An 18,639-nucleotide genomic window follows, 5' to 3' on the forward strand; every position below is an offset into this window, starting at 1 on the left:
GGGCTCAGGGCAGGTCGGCGATGTGGAAGCTGCCGTAGGTGTGCACCCGGTCCTGTTCGTGCAGCCGGGCGGCCAGCTCCGGGTGGCGGTGGAGCAGGTCGGTCAGTTGGCGGGTACGGCCCTCGTGCGTGACGCGTACGGGGTCGAGGTAGCGGGTGCGCAGTCCGGCGCTGCGGTAGATCACCCGGGCGCCGGGCCGGGCCGCGTCCAGGATTGCCTGCCACTCCTGGGCCAGGGCCGGCTGGTCGCGCCAGCCCATCCAGTCCATGTGGTCCAGCAGCACGAACTTGGAGATCCCCGGCCGGGGCCGCGCCGCCGACAGGAACCCGGTGACGGACGTGGTGCGCACGTCCAGGCGCGGCAGGGCGTCCCGGAGGCGGGCGAAGTTCGCGGCCTTCAGGTACTCGGGGCAGCAGGTCGCGGTGTAGGAGCCGGTGATGTAGGCGCGCCAGAAGTAGTTGTCGGCGACGGGCAGCCTGCCGAAGATCGCGTCGAACCCGTCGTGGACGAGCTGGACGGTGCCGCCCGCGTACTCCTCGGCGATCTCCCGGCGCTGCTCGGGCGGGACCCCGGCGAGGTTGAGGGCGAGGGGCTGGGCGGCCAGCTTCGCCGCCGACCAGAGCTTGTCGCGCAGCCGGGACTCGTAGATGTGCCGCTGCCGTTCGAGGGTGGGGGCGGCCAGCAGTTCCTCCAGGTGCGGGCCGAGGCCCTGGAAGCGGCGGAGGAAGAGCATCAGGCCCTTGGCCAGGAAGCCGGAGGTGCCCCGGTAGTAGAAGGAGTTGCGCCAGCCCCGGCCGGTGAAGGCGTCGATGTACCCGTCCCAGTACCGCCGCGCGAAGGGCGTCAGGTCGGGGCGCAGCGCGTCCCGGTACATCTCACGGGCCCGTAGGGACCGCCCGGCGCCGAACAGTTCGAAGAACTCGGCGTGCGACAGGCGCCGGATGCCGGCCGCCTTCAGTTCGAGCAGGGCGTTCTGGCGCGGGTTGACGTCGACGGCGGTGACCTTGCCGGCTCCGGCCAGCAGGTAGTCCAGCGCGTTGCAGCCGCCGCTGGTGATGACCAGGACGTGGTCGTCGGGCCCGAGGCCGAGGGCCGCGCGGTCGAGCGCCGGGTCCTCCCAGCACGCGTTGTAGACCAGTTTCCGGTCGTGCAGGACGGTGAACACCCGCCCGGCCAGCGGGGTGCCCATGCGGGGTCCCGGCAGTGCCGGGGAGGGGGCGGCGACCGGCGTCACGTCGGCGGATGGGTACGAGGGCATGCCTCTCACCTTGCTGGATCGGCCGCCCCGGCCGGTGCGTCAGACACCCGGATTCCCCCGGCCGGCCGAATCCCGGACGGTGACGCACTAGGCCGGGCGAGCGGCTCGCGGCCCCGCCCGGGCCCGTGCGGCTGCCGCGAGGGCCCCGGCGGGGGACGCTGTCCGGTGGACCGAGCGAGGGAGGACCACGATGGGACGACCCACGATGGGGCGACGGCGACGGCCGGTGACGCCCCTGGGCCTGGCCGGCACGGCGGTCACGATGGCCGCGCTGACCCTGGTGGTACGCGGCCGCCGCGCCCTGGTGGTACGCGGCCGCCGCGCCACCCGCCCCGCCCCCACCGGGCCGGACGCCCCCCGGAAGCGGTGGATGCCCCTGCTGCTCATCCCGTCCGCGTAGCCCCCGGCTCCCGTGCGCCGGGGGCGTGCTCGGCGTCAGCCGTCGCCGATGCGGGCGCCGACCGCGGCGAGGGCGGTCGTCACGGGCTGGAAGAAGGTCTCCCCGCCGACGTCGCAGTTCCCGCTGCCGCCCGACGTGAGGCCGATCGCCTCTCCCTGCCGGGTGAACAGGGAGCCGCCGCTGTCGCCGGGCTCGGCGCACACGTCGGTCTGGATGAGCCCGGTGACGGTGCCCTCCGGGTAGTTCACGGTGGCGTTCAGGCCGGTGACCTGTCCGTCCCTCAGCCCGGTGGTGCTGCCCATGCGGAAGACCTGCTGCCCGACCGCCGCCTCGGCGGCCTGCCTGATCTCCAGCTTCCGGCCACCGCCCACGTCCACGGCGCTCGGGGCCTCGGTGCCCGGGTCGTCGTACGTGACGAGGCCGAAGTCGCCCTCGCCGGGGAAGACGCTCTGCTGCACCGTACCGAGCGGTGCGCCGTTCTCGTCCGCCCACTGCTGGGACGCGGCGGTGCAGTGCCCGGCGGTGAGGAATCCGCTCCGCCCGTCCTGGGTGGTGACGTTGAACCCGAGCGAGCAGCGCGAGCCGCCGCCGAAGATGGCGTCGCCGCCGTCGACGAACGGCTTGAACTCGCCCTTGGACTTCTGGATGCGGGCCATGCCCTTCCCCAGGGACGCGACCGCCGACTCCAGCGTGTCCCAGCGTTCGCCGGTGACCGTGCGGTCGGCGGTGACGAGGACCTGGTTCGTTCTGGGGTCGACGGCCCACGCCGTGCCGGGGATGCCCGCCTTGCGGGACAGCGTCCGGGTGGCCGCCGTCAGCTCGCCGCTGCTGTTCTGTACGGGCCGGGCGACCGCGCCGGCCTGCTCGACCCGGCGGCTTCCCGCGTCGTCACCGCCGGCCACGTTGACGACGAGCTGCCGCTTGGCCGCGTCGTAGTACGCCCCGCCGTAGGAGTCGCCGAGGGACTGGCCGAGTTGCCGGGCCACCTGTGCGGCGGACGCGGCACTCATGGTCTTGGCGGCGACCTTGCCCGGTTCGGGTCCGGACTGGGAAGCATTGGCGTTGGGCAGCAGGATCGCCGCCGCGGCAATGCCGACCGCCCCCGCTCCCGCGAGGACGGCTTTTCGCTTGGGTATGCGCCTGTGACTCAACTCCGCTGCTCCTGCTGGTGGTTCGGACTCCGGCTGCCGTCGGCAGCCGGGGGACGCGTCCGCCCGTTGGTACGCGCGCCGCGCCGGATGTGTTCACCGGGGCGGGCAACACATCCGGCGCGTGCGGCGGCCGCCGGCGCCTCGGGGTGACGCCCCGCGCCGCCACGACGGGCCCCTGTGGGTCGCTCCGGGCGAGGATGCAGTGCTAGAAATGGGGCATGAGCGGACGTCTCGGACGGACCAGGCGGGCGTCGGGCCGCCCGTCCCCGGAACGCGCGCCGGGCGCTCCGCAGCGGCTCCTCGCCGGGAAGGCACGGCGCCCGCCGCATGAAGGTGTGCGGTCCCTGCTGGGCGTGCGCACCGTCGCCGGCCAGGTGCTGGCCCTCCAGATCCTGGTCGCGGTGCTGCTGATCACCGCGGCGGTGATAGGGCTGGCGTTCCAGGCGCGGTACGACAGCGAGCAGGACGCCCAGAACCGGTCGCTGGCCGCCGCCGAGTCCTTCGCGGACGCCCCGGGCACCGTGGCGGCGCTGAGGGCCCCCGACCCGACCGCCGCGCTCCAGCCCTCGGTGCAAAGGGCCCGGGACGGCTCCGGCCTGGACTTCATCGCGGTGATGACACCCGACGGGACCCGCGTCGCCGACAACGACCCGTCACTGATCGGCAGCCGCGCCGAGGACGTCGAGCGCGCGGCGGCCGGGACGGCGTTCACCGAGATCTTCGAGGGAGCCCCGAACGACGCGGCCCGGGCCGTCGTCCCCGTCACCGCCGCGGACGGCTCGGTCGTCGGCCTGGTGAGCGCCGGCGTCACGATCGAGAACGTCGGCGACGCGGTCAACCGCCACCTGCCGGTGCTCCTCGGCTCCGCCGGCGCCGCGCTGGCGCTGGCGGTCGGCAGCTCGGCGCTGGTGAGCCGGCGGCTGCGCCGCCAGACGCACGGCCTCGGCCCCACCGAGATGACCCGGATGTACGAACACCACGACGCGGTGCTGCACGCGGCGCGCGAAGGGGTGCTGATCATCGGGGACGACGGGCGCCTGACGCTGGCCAACGACGAGGCGCGTCGCCTGCTGGAGCTGCCGCCGGACGCGGAGGGCCGCCCGGTCACGAGCCTCGGCCTGGACGCGGACACGGCCGAGCTGCTGGCCTCGGGCCGTACCGTGACCGACGAGGTGCACCTGGCGGGCGACCGCCTGCTGGCCGTCAACACCCGGCCCACGGCTCCCTACGGCGGGGCGTCCGGCACGGTGGCCACGCTCCGGGACACCACCGAGCTGCGGGCGGTGTCCGGGATGGCGGAGGTGGCCCGGGAGCGGCTGAAGCTGCTGTACGAGGCGGGGGTGCGGATCGGGACGACGCTGGACGTGGTGCGGACGGCGGAGGAGCTGTCGGAGGTGACGGTTCCCGGGTTCGCGGACTTCGTCACGGTGGAGCTGCTGGACCCCGTGCTGCGCGGCGAGGAGCCGACGGGCACGCACACCGAGATGCGGCGCACGGCGGTGAGCGGCATCCGTGACGACCACCCGCTCCAGCCGGTGGGCGACCTCATCAGGTTCGCCGTTGCCACCACGCCGATGGCGGCGGCCCTGGCGAGCGGGCACGCGGTGCTGGAGGCCGACCTGAACGTCGCCCACGGCTGGCGGGCGCAAGACCCCTCGGGGGCGGACCAGGCCCTCGCGTACGGCATCCACTCGCTGGTCACGGTGCCGTTGCAGGCGCGTGGGGTGGTGCTGGGGATGGCCAACTTCTGGCGTTCGGAGCGTGCGGAGCGGTTCGAGGAGGAGGACCTGGCCTTCGCGGAGGAGCTGGCCGCCCGGGCCGCCGTCGCCATCGACAACGCGCGCCGCTTCACCCGCGAGCACGCCATGGCCGTCACCCTCCAGCGCAGCCTGCTGCCCCGGGTCCTGCCCGAGCAGGGCGCGCTGGACATCGCGTACCGCTACCTTCCGGCGCAGGCCGGGGTGGGCGGCGACTGGTTCGACGTCATCCCGCTGCCCGGGGCCCGGGTCGCCCTGGTCGTGGGGGACGTGGTGGGGCACGGGCTGCACGCCGCCGCCACGATGGGCCGGCTGCGGACGGCGGTGCACAACTTCTCCGCGCTGGACCTGCCGCCGGACGAGTTGCTGGGCCACCTCGACGAGCTGGTGTCCCGGATCGACCAGGAGGAGGGCGCCAACGGCGACGGCGAGGCCATCACGGGCGCGACCTGCCTGTACGCCATCTACGACCCGGTGTCCGGCCGGTGCAGCGTGGCGACCGCCGGGCACTTCGCGCCCGCCCTCGTCCTGCCGGACGGCACCGTGGACTGCCCCGAGGTGCCCGTCTTCCCGCCCCTGGGTCTGGGCGGCCTGCCGTTCGAGACGGCGGAGCTGGACCTGCGCGAGGGCACCCAGCTCGTCCTCTACACGGACGGCCTGATCGAGTACCGCGACCGTGACGTGGACACCGGCCTCCGCGTACTGCGCGACACGCTGTCCGGGCACCCGGACCGGACGCCGGAGGAGACGTGCCAGGCCGTGTTCAGCGCCATGCTGCCGCCGCACCGCCGCGACGACATCGCGCTGCTGGTGGCGCGTACCAACCTGCTGGACCGCACCCGTGTCGCGGACTGGGACGTGCCCCCGGACCCGGCGGCCGTGGCGCGCGTCCGGTCGGCGTGCGGACAGCAGTTGGAGCAGTGGGGGCTGGAGGACCTCGGGTTCACCACCGAGCTGATGCTCAGTGAGCTGATCACCAACGCCATCCGTTACGGCTCGGAGCCGATCCATGTGCGGATGCTGTACGAGCGCTGCCTGATCTGCGAGGTCTCCGACGGCAGCAGCACCTCCCCGCACCTGCGGCGGGCGGCCACGACCGACGAGGGCGGCCGGGGACTGTTCCTGGTGTCCCAGTTCGCCGAGCGGTGGGGCACCCGGTACACGCCGACCGGCAAGGTGATGTGGACGGAGCAGTCCCCGGCCGCCGGGCCCCGGCAGCCGGTGGAACTCATGCTGGACGACGTGTCCTGGTGAGGCCCCGGTGAGGTCCTGGTGACGCCTTGTGCCGTCCGGGTCGGTGGCCGTTCCCGGAAACGGCAACGTTCTTTGCCGTTCCGGGACGCGGTGGGGATTAATGGGCGGCGTGGAAGAACGGGAAGAACACTCGGCCGCCATCGCCCGCACCCTCTCCGAGGTGGGCCCGCGCCTCAGGCGTATCCGTACGCGGCGCGGCGTCACCCTGACAGCCCTCGCGGAGGCCACCGGCATCTCCAAGAGCACCCTGTCCCGCCTGGAGTCCGGCGGGCGCCGCCCCAGCCTGGAGCTCCTGCTGCCCATCGCCCAGGCCCACCAGGTCCCGCTGGACGAACTCGTCGGCGCGCCCGAGGTGGGCGACCCGCGCGTCCGCCTCACGCCCCGGACCGTGCACGGCAACACCACCGTGCTGCCGCTGACCCGGCAGCCGGGCCCGCAGCAGGCGTACAAGATGATCCTCCCGCCCGACCGGAACATCCCCAAGCCCTGCACCCACGAGGGGTACGAGTGGCTGTACGTGCTGTCCGGGCGGCTGCGCCTGGTGCTGGCCGACCACGACCTGGTGCTGGGCGCGGGCGAGGCCGCCGAGTTCGACACCCGGCTGCCGCACTGGTTCGGCAGCACGGGGGACGGCGCCGTGGAGGTGCTCAGCCTCTTCGGGCGCCAGGGTGAGCGGATGCACGTACGGGCGCGGCCCCGGCAGGCCGATCCGGCCGCGTCGCGGTGATCATCCGGTGCAGGAGGTCCGCGGCGGCACGGCCGAAGGCCGGGTCGTTGAGGTGCGTGTCCACCTCGACCACCTGCACGGGGCTGCCCCGCAGCCCGTCGCGGAGCGGGCCGAACAGCGCCTCGTCGGTGTCCGGGTCGTGGTACGGCCCGCCGGGCGCGCCCAGGGTGGACAGCCCGCGCAGGGGCAGGCACAGGGCGGTCGGTCCGGTGGCGGCGCGGAGCTTGGCCGCGACGAGGCGGCCGAGTTCGGCGCACTCCTGTGGCGTCGTACGGACCACCGTGATGGAGGGGTTGTGCACGCGTACGTCGCGGTCACGCACCCGCGCGGGCACGGTGTCGGCCGGGCCGAACTTGACCATGTCGAGCGCGCCGGGGCCGACCACCTGGGGTATCCCGTGGCGTCCGGCCGCGGCGAGCCGGTCCGGGCCCGCGGTGAGGATGCCGCCGCAGTGCTCGTCGGCGAGTTCGCAGAGGGTGAGGTCCAGGACGCCGGCGAACAGCTTCTGCCCGGCCAGGGACTCCAGGGTGCGGCCGCCGGCACCGCTGGCGTGGAAGACCAGCACCTCGTAGCCGAGCTCGGTCATCCGTTCGCGGGCGGCGTCGACGCCCGGCGTCGTCACGCCCGCCATGCTGGCCGCTATCAGCGGCCGCGCGCCGGGGCCGGGGCCGGCCGCGGGCTCCCGGGTGGCGAAGCCCTCGGCCATGCCGGCGACGGCGTCGGCGGCGTTCGCCAGGACGGGGGCGGACACGCGGTTGATCCCGGCGATGTCGACGACGCTGTACATCATGGTGATGTCGGCGGAGCCCACGTACGCCGAGACGTCACCGGCGGCCATCGATGACACCATCACCTTCGGCACCCCGAGCGGCAGTCCGCGCATCGCCCGGGTCGCGATGGACGTGCCTCCGCTGCCGCCGATGGCCAGGACACCGTGCAGGCGCCCCTCCTCGTGCAGCCGCCGCACGGTCTCGGCGGCGCCCCGGGCCATCACCGTCACGGCGGCACCCCGGTCCCCCTCGGCCCGCAGCAGCTCCAGGTCGGCGCCCGCCGCCCGGGCCACCTCGGCGCGCGGGACGTCGGCGGGTATCCGTGGTTCGCCGATGACGCCCGTGTCGACGACGAGGACGTCGACTCCCCGGCGCAGCAGCCGGTCGCGCAGCCATCCGTACTCCAGGCCTTTGGTGTCGAGGGTTCCGAGCAGCACAACGATCGCCATGCACGTACTGTCCGGCGGAATCGACTGATCGACAAGAGGGCGGCCTCCGTCCGCCTTCCGTCGCCGGGAGGTCTCCCAACGGCCATGTGTGCGTGGTTGGTTGGCATCATGAGAACTCTCGGAACAGTGCGCCGCGCATGGCGCCGCCCGGCCGTCCTCGCGCTCGGTGTCGCGCTCACCGCCGGGCTCCTCCTGACACCCGCTCCGGCGTCGGCCTCCAGCCGCGCCACCGCCGACGAGGTCCGTGTGCTCGCGTGGAACATCTTCCACGGCGGCAGGAACGACGGCCTCGGCGGCGCCGAGAACCTGCCCCGGGTCGTGGACCAGGTGGTGGCCATCGCCCCGGACGTGTTCTTCTCCGTCGAGACGTACGGGTCGGCGGACGTCATCCGCGAGGGGCTGACCCAGCGGGCCGGCAAGGGGACGTACAGCGCGACCCGTATCACCGCCGGCCGGAGCGACAACCTGTGGATCTTCACGCGCTATCCGGTCACGAAGGTCTACCCGAAGCCGTCCGGAGGCGTGGTGGGCGACTTCCACTTCGGCGGGGTGCGGGTCGAGCTGCCCAGCGGCCGGCAGGTCAGCCTGTTCGACATGTGGCTGGGGTACACCAATCCCTGGATCGGCGACATGGTCGACGCGAACGCGGTGGCGGTGCGGGAGGGCCGGCCGGTTCCGTACTCGCCCGCCCAGGTGCGTGACGCCGAGTCGGGCGCGCAACTGCCACAGGTGACGGACATCATCCGCGAGCAGTTGCCCGCCATGCTGGCCGGCAACACCGATCCGGTGATCCTCGCCGGGGACCTCAACACCCTGCCGGCCGCCGACTGGACGTCCCGGTACGCCGGGTGCCCGGACCACTTCGGCCTGCGGTACGCGCTGCGTGCCACCAAGATGGTGACCGACGCCGGGTTCACCGACACCTACCGGGCCGCCAACCCGGACGTCTGCGCGGCCGCCGGCCGGACGTGGAGTCCGCTGCCGGAGTACGACTACATGATCACGCCGGACCGGATCGACTTCGTGTTCGCGCGGGGAGCGGGCGTCTCGGTGACCGGGTCACACACGGTCGACACCCGCCTTCCGCAGCACGGACCCGGCCCCTTCTACTCGGACCACGCCGCCGTCGTCACCTCGCTGCGCGTCGACGCCGGGGCCGGGGTGTCCGACTACCGGCCGGCAGCTTCCGGCTAACGGACGGTTTCCTTCGATCGGGGGGAGGATTGAACCCTTCATCAACCGTTTGGACCCCCATAAAGCGCGCTACACCTTGGGATCGAAGGAAAATCTGGGCATTCGCACGAGTCGGGCATCTGTTAATCTGCCCGCTCCTGGATGTTCATCCACCGGTTCCCTCTCCCCCAAGCGCCCTACGCTCGCCGGGTGCAGCGAGGTGTTTCATTCGTGTACCGCACTCCGTTCTCCCCCGCGGAGGCCAGAGCGGCGCGGGCCCGCATGGGCCTGAGCACCGTTCAGGTCGCCCACTCCATGGCCGCGTGCGGCGTCCCGGTCCACCCCGACCTGGTCGCCGCCTGGGAGCAGGGCTCCCACGTCCCGTCGGAGCCCCAGCTCTTCGCCCTCGCCGATGTGCTGTGGTGCTCGTCCACCACGTTGATGGGTGTCGAGCCGCGCACGCTGGCCGAGCACCGGCTGGCCCGGCAACTGAGCGTGGAGCGGCTGGCCTACCGGATCGGGATGGACCCGGCCGAGTACCGCAAGGCGGAGGCGGCGCAGCAGTGGGACGGCGACCTGCGGCAGACCAGGGCGCTGGTGGACGCCCTCGGCCTGTCGCTGCGCAAGCTGGTCGGCATCATGGGCCGCGGCGAGGAGCTGGCCGGGCACCTGCGCTCGGCCATCGACGGCCGCTGGAAGGCCCACGTGGCGCCCGTGGCCGAGATCGTGGTGGTCAACGAGACGCTGGTGGGCGACGCGCTGCGCACGATGCACGCGGAGTTCGCGGAGTTCTCCGAGCGCTACATGGGCCACCTGGTCGCCCGCAATGACGACTCCCGCCTCAAAGAGGTCGCCGCCGAGCGCTCGGCCTACCTGCACCGGCTGGTGGACCACTTCTGGGAGCTGATCGGCGACGTGGGCGAGGAGCCCCCGTTCGACGCGACGGGCCACTGAGCCCACCCCGCGCGGACCGCCGGGTGTGACCCGCCATGCGGTCCGGCCGCCGCGGCCCGCCGTGCGGACCGCCGGGTGCGGCTCGTCCGTGCGCACCGGCCCGTGCGCACCGCCGGGTGGGGCCCGCCCGTGCGGACCGGACCGCCGCGGCCCGCCGTGCGGACCGCCGGGCGCGGCTCGTCCGTGCGCACCGGCCCGTGCGCACCGCCGGGTGGGGCCCGCCCGTGCGGCCCGTCCGTGCGGTCCGCACGGGCCGGTCCGCCGTGCGATGCACCCGCCGTGGCCCGCCCGCTGCGGCCCCCCGTGCGGTCCGCCCGCCCGGGCCGGAGTCGGCGGCCGGTCCGGCGGGCGGATGCAGGGGGCGGCGGGGGATGCCCGGGCGGGCGTGGCCGGCCCCACCGGGGTCAGCGCGTGGCGGCGCCGACCGGCGGGGGCGGCGTGCCGTCGTTCTCGTAGTCCTCCCAGTCGATCTCCATCGCCTTGCGGCGGGTGAACGCGTTGAAGAACAGGTTCAGCACGATCGCCGTGAGGCCGCCCAGGGTGATGCCGCTGTCGAGGACCGCCCGGACGTCGTCCGACATGCGGTCGAAGAACGGCGCGACCGTCGTGGGCAGCAGGGCGGCACCCAGGCTGACGGCGAGGATGAGGGCGTTGCGCTCCTCGCGCAGGTCGACCTTGCCCAGGATCTGGATGCCGACCGTGGCGACCATGCCGAACATCGCGATGGCCGCGCCGCCGAGCACGGGGTGCGGCACCGCGGCGACCAGGCTTCCGGCCTTCGGCAGCAGCCCCAGCGCGATCATGAAGACACCGGCAGCTACCGCCACGAAACGGCTCATCACCTTTGACATCCGGACAAGTCCGATGTTTTCGGCGAAGGCCACATACGGGAACGAATTCAGTACGCCACCGAGAACGGTCGCCACGCCGTCGGCGCGCAGCGCCCGCGTAACGGTGTCGCTGTCGACCTTCTTGCGGGTGATCTCACCGATCGCGTACACATCACCGGTCGTCTCGACCATCGTGATCAGCATGACCACGACCATGGCGATGATGGGCAGGAGTTCGAACTTCGGCATGCCGTAGTGGAAGGGCGTGCTGACGCCGAACCAGTCGGCGTCCTTCACGGCGCCGAAGTGCGCGTCGCCGAACAGCCAGGCGACGGCGGTGCCGGCGACGAGCCCGATGAGCACGGCGAGGCTGCTGAGGAACGGCTTGCCGACGCGCACCACCGCGAGGATGAGCAGCAGGGTGCCGAGGGCGTACGCGAGGTTCTTCCCGGAGCCGTATTCGGGCTCGCCCATGAGGTGCGCGCCGCCGGCCGCGTCCTGGAGGCCGACGGGTATCAGGGTCATGCCGATGATGGTGAGGATCGTGCCGATGACGATCGGCGGGAAATACTTCACCAACTTCCCGAAAAAGGGCGCGAAAAGGAATGTCGCGATACCGGCGGTGATCACCGCGCCGTAGACCACCAGCAGACCGGCCGTACCGCCGCCCGCGCCGATGCCGATGGCGACCATGGGTGAGACGGCGGTGAAGGTGACGCCCTGGACCAGGGGCAGCCTGGCGCCGACCTTCCAGACGCCGAGCGCCTGGATGATCGAGGCGATGCCGCAGGTCAGCAGGTCCGCGTTGATCAGGTAGACCAGCTCTTCCCGGGACAGCCCGAGGGCGTTGCCGAGGAGTACGGGGACGATGACCGCCGCCGCGTAGAACGCGAGGATGTGCTGGAAGCCGTAGAGGGTGAGCTTGGGGAGGGGGAGCATCTCGTCGACGGGATGCGTCTTCTTGCCGGAGTGCTGTCGGGAGACTCGTGCCATCTCTGCCTTGCCTTCGCGAGGTAGGTGAATGAGAGAAGGGCCAACACCTCGAGTCCCGGGTGACAGGACGAGGGCTCGTCGGCCCGTACGGAGCCGACGTCTGGCGGAGTTGCCGACATCACGTCGCCCTGCACTGCAATGTGCGTCCTGATTGACAGGACATCCTTCGATCGACCTGGCCAAGACCGTTTTGTCCTGGGATCCACAGGGGGAGCCGATCGGGGCGCTCACCTTAGTTCACGCCTGGTGTTCCTCGCGAGTAACCGGCGATACCACCCGCCCCCGGGCGCCTTCCGTCCTATTTAGTCATCTATGAGGGTTTCGCGGCTATCGCCTGCACCGCCCATATTGCGGCGAACATAAGCGACTTGTCGCCCAGGGCAGCCACGCGTGACAAGAATCACCGCCCCGTACCGGTGCCAGGGTATCGCCGGGGCCTTGTTTCGGCTTTTCAGCAGCAAAGTTGACGGCCCGCCAGATGTGCGGACAAGGACCCGTGCGCTCAATTCCAGCCTTGTTCCCCGCGACCCCTCTCGCTTACGGTCACCCTCAATCCGGATGGACCGCCGAATCCTGCCGCCGTCCGGAAACCGCACCCACCACTCACGTACGTACGGCAGGAGCGGGGGACCCAGGTAAGCCGCCGGTCCGGGGAACACCGGAACGGCTCGGGGTGAAGCCGCGCTGACACCGCGGCCGGGCATCTCCAGTCCGAACCCGACAGCTCACCTCGCAGGCGACGGAGAGGAACGCCCCATGCCCGCAAAGGGTAAGCACCGCCGCCCCAAGAACAGTCCGCTCGCCCGCCGCTTCGTCGCCGCGGGAACGGGTGGCGCCGCACTCGCGCTCCCCATGATCGGTGCCACCACCGCCGCGGCCGCCCCGAGCAGCGCCGCGCACTCGGTGACCACCGGCATTACGGCCGCCGCGCCCGCCGCCAAGAAGGCCGCCCCCGAAACGCACACCGTCGTCGCCGGCGAGTCCCTCTCCAAGATCGCGAGGGATCACGGGGTGAGCGGTGGCTGGAAGAAGCTCTACGAGGACAACCGGAAGGCCGTCGGCGCCGATCCGTCCCTGATCCGCCCCGGCCTCAAGCTGACCATCGGCACCAAGGCCCCGGCCCAGCGCTCCTCGGCGCCCGAGCGGGCCGACCGGTCCGCCGAGCGCAAGGCCGCCCCGGTCGCCGCCAAGGCCGCCTCGTACCCGGACAACCTCGACGGCTGGATCCGCGAGGCGCTGGACATCATGGCGCGGCACGGCATCCCCGGCACGTACGAGGGGATCCACCGCAACATCATGCGCGAGTCCTCGGGCAACCCCCTCGCCATCAACAACTGGGACATCAACGCCATCAACGGCACTCCCTCCAAGGGCCTCCTCCAGGTCATCGCGCCCACCTTCGAGGCCTACCACGTGCCGGGCACGGCGAACGACGCCTACGACCCGGTCGCCAACATCGTCGCCGCCTGCAACTACGCGGCGGACCGCTACGGCTCCATCGACAACGTCAACGGTCCGTACTGACCGACCCGCTTTCCCCCGCCGGGGCCGGCCGCGACGCACGCGGCCGGCCCCGGCGGCGTTAACAGAACCCCGTTTTCCTCACCAACCGGACACAAGGCGGCGCGCCGGGCCGATTGGCATTCGGCCGGTTTCCCACCTCGGCGCGGATTTTCCTGTGAAGCGTTGGTGAATTCGGTCTTCATATCCCACCGGCGATATCCCGCTGACCTCGCCGAACCGCCTCCACGTAACTCCACACACGGTGATCGCCGGTTGACCGAAAGGGTCCCTTGACCATGGTGTGGGCGGCGAACCAGACTCACACAGGCACTCAGGCATCAGGAGCCATCAGCAGACGCGCATGCCAGTGGCCCTGCGAGACCGATATCGCACGGGGTGTGTGACGGGGGAAAGACCGAAGAGCGCGCACGCGTATCCATGACCCGCGTGCGCGGTGCTCTCCTCCCCTCCTCATCTCTTGGTGCGCGAAGGGAATGGAGGGGGAATGCCGACGCATATGGGCTATCCCGGCGTTTACATCGAAGAACTTCCCAGCAGCGTCCGTACCATCGCCTCGGTCACCACCTCGGTGACCGCGTTCGTGGGGCACACCCGCCGGGGTCCGCTCAACCAGCCGGTGCGGATCACCAGTTTCGCGGACTTCGAGCGCCGCTTCGGCGGACTCACCTCCCGCAGCGCCGTCAGCTACGCCGTGCACCAGTTCTTCGGCAACGGCGGCTCGGTCGCGGTGATCGTCCGCGTGGCCAAGGCCGGCACCGGCGAAGAGGCCCGCGTCACGCTCGACTCCACCGAGGGCCACAGCGAGTGCCCAGTGCTGGAGGTCCACGCCAAGGAGCCCGGCGTCTGGGGCTCCGGCCTGCGGGTGGCCGTCGACCACGACACCCCCACCCCCGACCGGACCTTCAACCTCCACGTCCTCGACGCGCGCGGCGCGGCCCGCGAGACCTTCACCGGTCTGTCCATGAGCCCCGGCCACGGCCGGTTCGTCGAGACGGTCGTCAACGCCGGTTCCGCACTCGTCCGCGTCAAGGCGCGGGACGAGGACCGGCCCGACCCCTCCGGCACGGTCTCCAAGCCCTTCGCGGCCGAACTGCCGAACCTCGAAGTGGAGCTGAAGGTCAAGATCGGTGACGTGGAGCGCGAGTTCACGCTCTACGAGCCCGACCACGACGGCGAGCCGCCGGCCGACGTCACCGAGCTCGCCCTGCTCCTGGAGCGCAAGCTGCGGGCCCTGCCCGACGCCCCGGGCAAGCACTCCTTCGCCGGGGCGGAGGTCACCGCCTTCGGGCGGCGGCTCCAGGTGGTCGCCGGGTCCCTCGACCCCGACGACGTGGTCCGCTTCATCGGCGAGTGCGCCAACGACCTCGGGCTGGAGGCCTCGGTCAACCCGCCCGTCTTCGCGCTGGAGGGCGGCAAGGACGGCGACGCGCCCGGGCCGCGCGACCTCATCGGCAGCGAGGCCCGCAAGACCGGTCTCCAGGCGCTGCGCGACGTCGACGACGTCAACCTGCTGTCGCTTCCGGAGCTCGCGGCGTACGACTCCACCGAGGACATGGTCACCGTGCTGTCGGCGGCCGAGCAGCTCTGCCGGGAGCGGCGGATCTTCCTGCTGGTGGACGCGCCGTCGACGTGGGGCAGCGTGGACGCCGCCCGGGCGGGGATCGGCGCCTTCGACCCCGTACGCAGCGACCACGCGGCCCTGTACTTCCCGCACACGCAGCTCACCGACCCGCTGACCGGCCGACTGCGGGCCTTCCCGCCCTCGGGTGCGATCGCCGGCGTCATCGCCCGTACGGACGGTGAGCGCGGCGTGTGGAAGGCACCGGCCGGGACCGAGGCCAAGCTGGCCGGGGTGCGCTCGCTGACGGTGAAGCTCACCGACCGGGAGAACGGGCTGCTGAACCCGCTGGGGATCAACTGCCTGCGGACGTTCCCGGTGGTGGGCCCGCTGGTGTGGGGCGCGCGGACGCTGGACGGCGCGGACGCGCAGAGCAGCGAGTGGAAGTACGTCTCGGTGCGCCGGCTCGCCCTGCACGTGGAGGAGAGCCTCTACCGGGGGCTCCAGTGGGTGGTCTTCGAGCCCAACAACGAGCAGCTCTGGCAGCAGATCCGGCTGAACGCGTCGGCGTACCTCAACGACCTTTTCCGTCAGGGCGCCTTCAAGGGCGGCACGCCGCGTGAGGCGTACTTCGTCAAGTGCGACAAGGACACCACCACCGATGCCGACATCGCGCGGGGCGTGGTCAACGTCGTGGTCGGCATCGCGCCGGTCAAGCCCGCGGAGTTCGTCATCGTGAAGATCCAGCAGGTCGCCGGGCAGTTCGACCTCTCGTAACACTCGTCGCCCCCTCGTCGCCAAGGAAAAGGATCACGAAGGAATCCGATGGCTGAGTTCCGGATAAACGCCCATCGCTTCGACCCGTACAAGAATTTCAAGTTCCTGGTCCTCTGGGACGGTCGGACGGTCGCGGGCATCAGCAAGATCAGTCCCCTGAAGCGGACCACCGAGGTGGTCAAGCACCGCCACGGCGGCGATCCCAGCTCGCCGCGCAAATCGCCGGGCCGTTCCGAATTCGAGGGCGTGACGCTGGAACGCGGTGTCACCCACGACCCGGAATTCGACCGCTGGGCCAACAAGGTGTGGCAGGTCGGTGCCGGTCTCGGCTCGGAGGTCTCACTGCGGGACTTCCGCAAGGACATCATCATCCAGGTCCTCAACGAGGCCGGGCAGGTGGCCGTCTCGCACAAGCTGTACCGGGCGTGGGTGAGCGAGTACCAGGTGCTCGGCGAGCTCGATGCGAACGCGAACGCCGTCGCCATCCAGAGCGTCAAGCTCGAATGCGAGGGCTGGGAGCGCGACTACGAGGTGGAGGAACCGGTCGAGCCCTCGTTCACCCACCCGGCCTGAACGGAACCGGCGCACCGGAGGGCTGAGGGATGACGCGTGCCGCTGGGCCGACGGGGCCCGGGGTGCCGACGGGAGCCGGGGCGCCGACGGAAGCCGGGGTGCCGGCGGGCGCCGGGGCGCCGACGGGAGCCGGGGCGCCGACGGAAGCCGGGGCGCCGGCGGGGCCCGCCGAGTTGCTCGCCACCTGGGAGGCCGGACTGGCGCAGCCCGCCTGGGGACGCTCCCTGCTGCTGCACCGGGCGGCCCGCCCGGGAGCCGGCACCGACGAGTTGCTGTCGCTGCCGGTCGGCGAGCGGGAGGCGGACCTGTACGCCTTGCGCCGGGCCCTGTTCGGCGAGCGCATGCAGGTGCGCGTCGAGTGCGCGTCGTGCGGCGAGGCGATGGAGTTCGAGCTCGACGCGACGGCGCTCGGCGCGCGGGCGTCACGCTCGGCGGCGGGCGGGCCGCTGCGGGTGGAGGAGGACGAGTGGGTGGTCGAGTTCCGGCTGCCCACCGTCGCCGACCTCGCGGCGGCGAGCGCGGAGGCGGACCCGGCGGACCCGTCCCGGGCGCGCCGGGCGCTGCTGGCGCGGTGCACGGTGTCGGCGGAACGGGGCGGCCGGGCCGTCGCCCCGGAGCGGCTCGGCGAACTGCTGCCCCCGCAGGTGGAGCGGCGGCTCGCCGAGGCGGCCGGGGAGGCCGACCCGGTGGCCGACGTCACGCTGGACGTGGCGTGCCCCGAGTGCGGCGAGGCCACCCCGGCCGAGCTGGACATCACCTCCTACCTGTGGGCCGAACTCGACAACTGGGCGCGGGACCTGCTGCTCGACGTCCATCTGCTCGCCACCGCCTACGGGTGGAGCGAGCCGGAGATCCTGGCGCTCAGCCCGCTGCGGCGCCGCTACTACCTGGAGCTGTGCGCGGATGCCTGACCCTGACTACTTCGACCGGCTGCTCGCCCGGCACACACCGGTGCCCGGAGCGGGTGGCCGTGCCGGGGGCGTGGCGCGGGTGCGGCCCCGGCTGCCCGGACCGTTCGAGCGGGCCGAGGCGCTGCGTACGGCTCCGCCCGAGCCGGACGAGCCCGCGCCGCTGCTCCCGTCGGCGCCGGGACCGGCCTTCGGGCCGGCGGAGCTGATCCGCCACGAGCGCGAGGTGGTGCGCGACCGGCACACCGTGGTGCGGGAAACGGCCCGGCCGGGCGGTGAACAGGACCGGTCCGTCGTCCAGCGGGCGCCCGCCACCGGCCCGCTGCTGCGGCCCGCGGCGGACACCGGGCCGGTTGCGCGTCCGGTGGCGCCCGGCACGCCGCAGGTGCCGCGCGCGGCACGGCGTACGGGACCGGTGCCCGGCCCGGACGGCGCGGCCCGGGCGACGGCCCCCGGCGCGGCGGTACCCGCCGTGGCACCCGCGCCCCCGGCCGGGGCGGTGGCGCCCGCGCGGCCGCGCGACGCCGACACGGCGGCGGCCCGGGGCGCGGGCCTGGGCGGCGTCGGGCGGCGCGCGCCCCGGGCGGCGGAGCGCGTCGTCCACGTACAGATCGGCCGGCTCGAAGTGAGCGCGGCCCCGCCGCCCGGCGCGGCCCGCCCGGGTGCGGACCGCCCCGGTCCCACGGGACGGCGGGCGCCCGCGCTCACCCTGGACGACTACCTGACGCGCGGCGAGAAGAGGAACTGAGGTCATGAGCAACGCACTTGCCGTCGCGACGGTCACCCAGGCCCTGGCGCTGCTGATCGGGAACAACCTCTCGCCCGAGATCGACATCGCGGTGAAGGTCGAGACCCGTAAGCCCCCGGCCGAGCCGCCCGTCGAGCCGACCATCAACGTCTTCCTCTACCAGGTCACCCCGAACGCCTCGATGCGCCACTACGACCTGCCCACCCGCTCCTCGGACGGCACGCTGGTCAAGCGCCCGGCGGCGGCGCTGGACCTGCACTACCTGATCAGCGCGTACGGGGAGGAGGCCGAGCTGGTCGGCCAGCGGCTGATCGGCTGCGTGGTGCGGACCCTGCACGAGATACCGGTGCTGCCCAAGGAGCTCATCGAACTCGCGGCGCAGCGCCCGTACCTGGCGGGCAGCGACCTGGCGCAGTCGGAGCAGAAGGTGCGGTTCACGCCGACGGTGATGGACGTCGACGAGACGTCCAAGCTGTGGGGGATGCTGCACCAGACGCCGTACACCCTGTCGGTGGCGTACCAGGCGTCTTTGGTGCTGATCGACGGCCGCGAGGTCCCGGTCCCGGCGAAGCCGGTGGAGCGGCGGACGGTACGGGTGCTGCCGTTCGGCGCGCCGGGTGCGCCGGTGCCGCCGGGTGCGCCGGTGCCGGAGGCTTCTTCCGGCGAGCCCGCCGAGGCCGCCACGCCCGGCACCCCTGACGGCCCGGCCGAGTCCGCCGCAGCCGCCGAACCCGCCGCTCCCGCCAAGAAGCGGGCCCCGGCAAAGCGTTCCGCTCCCGCCCGTTCCCGCAAAGCCCCGAACAAGGAGGGCTGAGGCACAGTGCGCGAGACGGGG

15 protein-coding genes and 1 riboswitch are annotated in these 18,639 nt (G+C 72.6%); of the genes, 11 read left to right on the plus strand and 4 right to left on the minus strand.

Going from position 1 to position 18,639, the window contains the following annotated elements; all coding sequences use genetic code 11:
* Positions 1-4 precede the first annotated feature (4 nt).
* On the minus strand, positions 5-1,258 hold the full coding sequence (locus tag ACZ46W_RS23450; protein ID WP_468340646.1) for a BtaA family protein: 1,254 nt from the start codon (positions 1,256-1,258) through the stop codon (positions 5-7).
* A gap of 190 nt (positions 1,259-1,448) precedes the next feature.
* Here ACZ46W_RS23450 and ACZ46W_RS23455 point away from each other — a divergent pair, with 190 nt between their 5' ends.
* Positions 1,449-1,658, plus strand: coding sequence for a hypothetical protein (locus ACZ46W_RS23455; protein WP_468340649.1), 210 nt, complete (start codon positions 1,449-1,451; stop codon positions 1,656-1,658).
* A 35-nt stretch (positions 1,659-1,693) separates the two neighbouring features.
* Here ACZ46W_RS23455 and ACZ46W_RS23460 read toward each other — a convergent pair whose 3' ends face one another.
* Entirely contained in the window at positions 1,694-2,809 is a 1,116-nt protein-coding gene (locus ACZ46W_RS23460) for a S1 family peptidase (protein WP_468340652.1), read from the minus strand.
* 218 nt (positions 2,810-3,027) lie between these two features.
* On the opposite strand from ACZ46W_RS23460, the gene ACZ46W_RS23465 reads away from it, so the two are divergent.
* Together ACZ46W_RS23465 and ACZ46W_RS23470 are read left to right on the plus strand one after the other, a co-directional pair.
* Complete coding sequence (locus ACZ46W_RS23465) at positions 3,028-5,820, plus strand: SpoIIE family protein phosphatase (protein ID WP_468340655.1); 2,793 nt, start codon at positions 3,028-3,030, stop codon at positions 5,818-5,820.
* Positions 5,821-5,920: 100 nt separating this feature from the next.
* On the plus strand, positions 5,921-6,547 hold the full coding sequence (locus tag ACZ46W_RS23470; protein WP_468340658.1) for a helix-turn-helix domain-containing protein: 627 nt from the start codon (positions 5,921-5,923) through the stop codon (positions 6,545-6,547).
* On the opposite strand, the gene ACZ46W_RS23475 is transcribed toward ACZ46W_RS23470, so the two are convergent.
* Entirely contained in the window at positions 6,468-7,766 is a 1,299-nt protein-coding gene (locus ACZ46W_RS23475; protein ID WP_468340661.1) for a Tm-1-like ATP-binding domain-containing protein, read from the minus strand. The two genes, ACZ46W_RS23470 and ACZ46W_RS23475, sit on opposite strands and share 80 nt — an antisense overlap.
* A 108-nt stretch (positions 7,767-7,874) precedes the next feature.
* On the opposite strand from ACZ46W_RS23475, the gene ACZ46W_RS23480 reads away from it, so the two are divergent.
* Both ACZ46W_RS23480 and ACZ46W_RS23485 read left to right on the plus strand, forming a co-directional pair.
* A complete protein-coding gene (locus ACZ46W_RS23480; RefSeq protein ID WP_468340664.1) occupies positions 7,875-8,960 on the plus strand; it encodes an endonuclease/exonuclease/phosphatase family protein in 1,086 nt (361 codons plus the stop codon).
* Between the two features lie 210 nt (positions 8,961-9,170).
* Positions 9,171-9,893, plus strand: a complete 723-nt coding sequence (locus ACZ46W_RS23485) for a transcriptional regulator (RefSeq protein WP_468340667.1) — start codon at positions 9,171-9,173, stop codon at positions 9,891-9,893.
* 404 nt (positions 9,894-10,297) lie between these two features.
* Here ACZ46W_RS23485 and ACZ46W_RS23490 read toward each other — a convergent pair whose 3' ends face one another.
* Positions 10,298-11,716, minus strand: coding sequence for a nucleobase:cation symporter-2 family protein (locus ACZ46W_RS23490; protein ID WP_468340670.1), 1,419 nt, complete (start codon positions 11,714-11,716; stop codon positions 10,298-10,300).
* A 631-nt stretch (positions 11,717-12,347) separates the two neighbouring features.
* Positions 12,348-12,468, plus strand: a riboswitch (cyclic di-AMP (ydaO/yuaA leader).
* Between the two features lie 4 nt (positions 12,469-12,472).
* Between ACZ46W_RS23490 and ACZ46W_RS23495 the strand changes: the two genes are divergently transcribed.
* From ACZ46W_RS23495 to ACZ46W_RS23520, 6 genes are all read left to right on the plus strand, one after another.
* Positions 12,473-13,240, plus strand: coding sequence for a transglycosylase SLT domain-containing protein (locus ACZ46W_RS23495; protein ID WP_468340672.1), 768 nt, complete (start codon positions 12,473-12,475; stop codon positions 13,238-13,240).
* A gap of 484 nt (positions 13,241-13,724) precedes the next feature.
* Complete coding sequence (locus tag ACZ46W_RS23500) at positions 13,725-15,575, plus strand: phage tail sheath C-terminal domain-containing protein (RefSeq protein ID WP_468340675.1); 1,851 nt, start codon at positions 13,725-13,727, stop codon at positions 15,573-15,575.
* 48 nt (positions 15,576-15,623) lie between these two features.
* Positions 15,624-16,148, plus strand: coding sequence for a phage tail protein (locus ACZ46W_RS23505; RefSeq protein WP_351570284.1), 525 nt, complete (start codon positions 15,624-15,626; stop codon positions 16,146-16,148).
* Between the two features lie 29 nt (positions 16,149-16,177).
* Positions 16,178-17,059 carry a T4 family baseplate hub assembly chaperone gene (locus ACZ46W_RS23510; RefSeq protein WP_468340679.1) on the plus strand — a complete coding sequence of 294 codons (882 nt, stop codon included), beginning with the start codon at positions 16,178-16,180 and terminating at the stop codon, positions 17,057-17,059.
* Positions 17,052-17,804 carry a hypothetical protein gene (locus ACZ46W_RS23515; protein WP_468340682.1) on the plus strand — a complete coding sequence of 251 codons (753 nt, stop codon included), beginning with the start codon at positions 17,052-17,054 and terminating at the stop codon, positions 17,802-17,804. The genes ACZ46W_RS23510 and ACZ46W_RS23515 overlap by 8 nt, the downstream gene beginning before the upstream one ends.
* Before the next feature lie 4 nt (positions 17,805-17,808).
* Positions 17,809-18,618, plus strand: a complete 810-nt coding sequence (locus ACZ46W_RS23520; RefSeq protein WP_468340684.1) for a Pvc16 family protein — start codon at positions 17,809-17,811, stop codon at positions 18,616-18,618.
* Positions 18,619-18,639: the final 21 nt, after the last annotated feature.

Source organism: Streptomyces sp. NPDC031064, assembly GCF_055570965.1.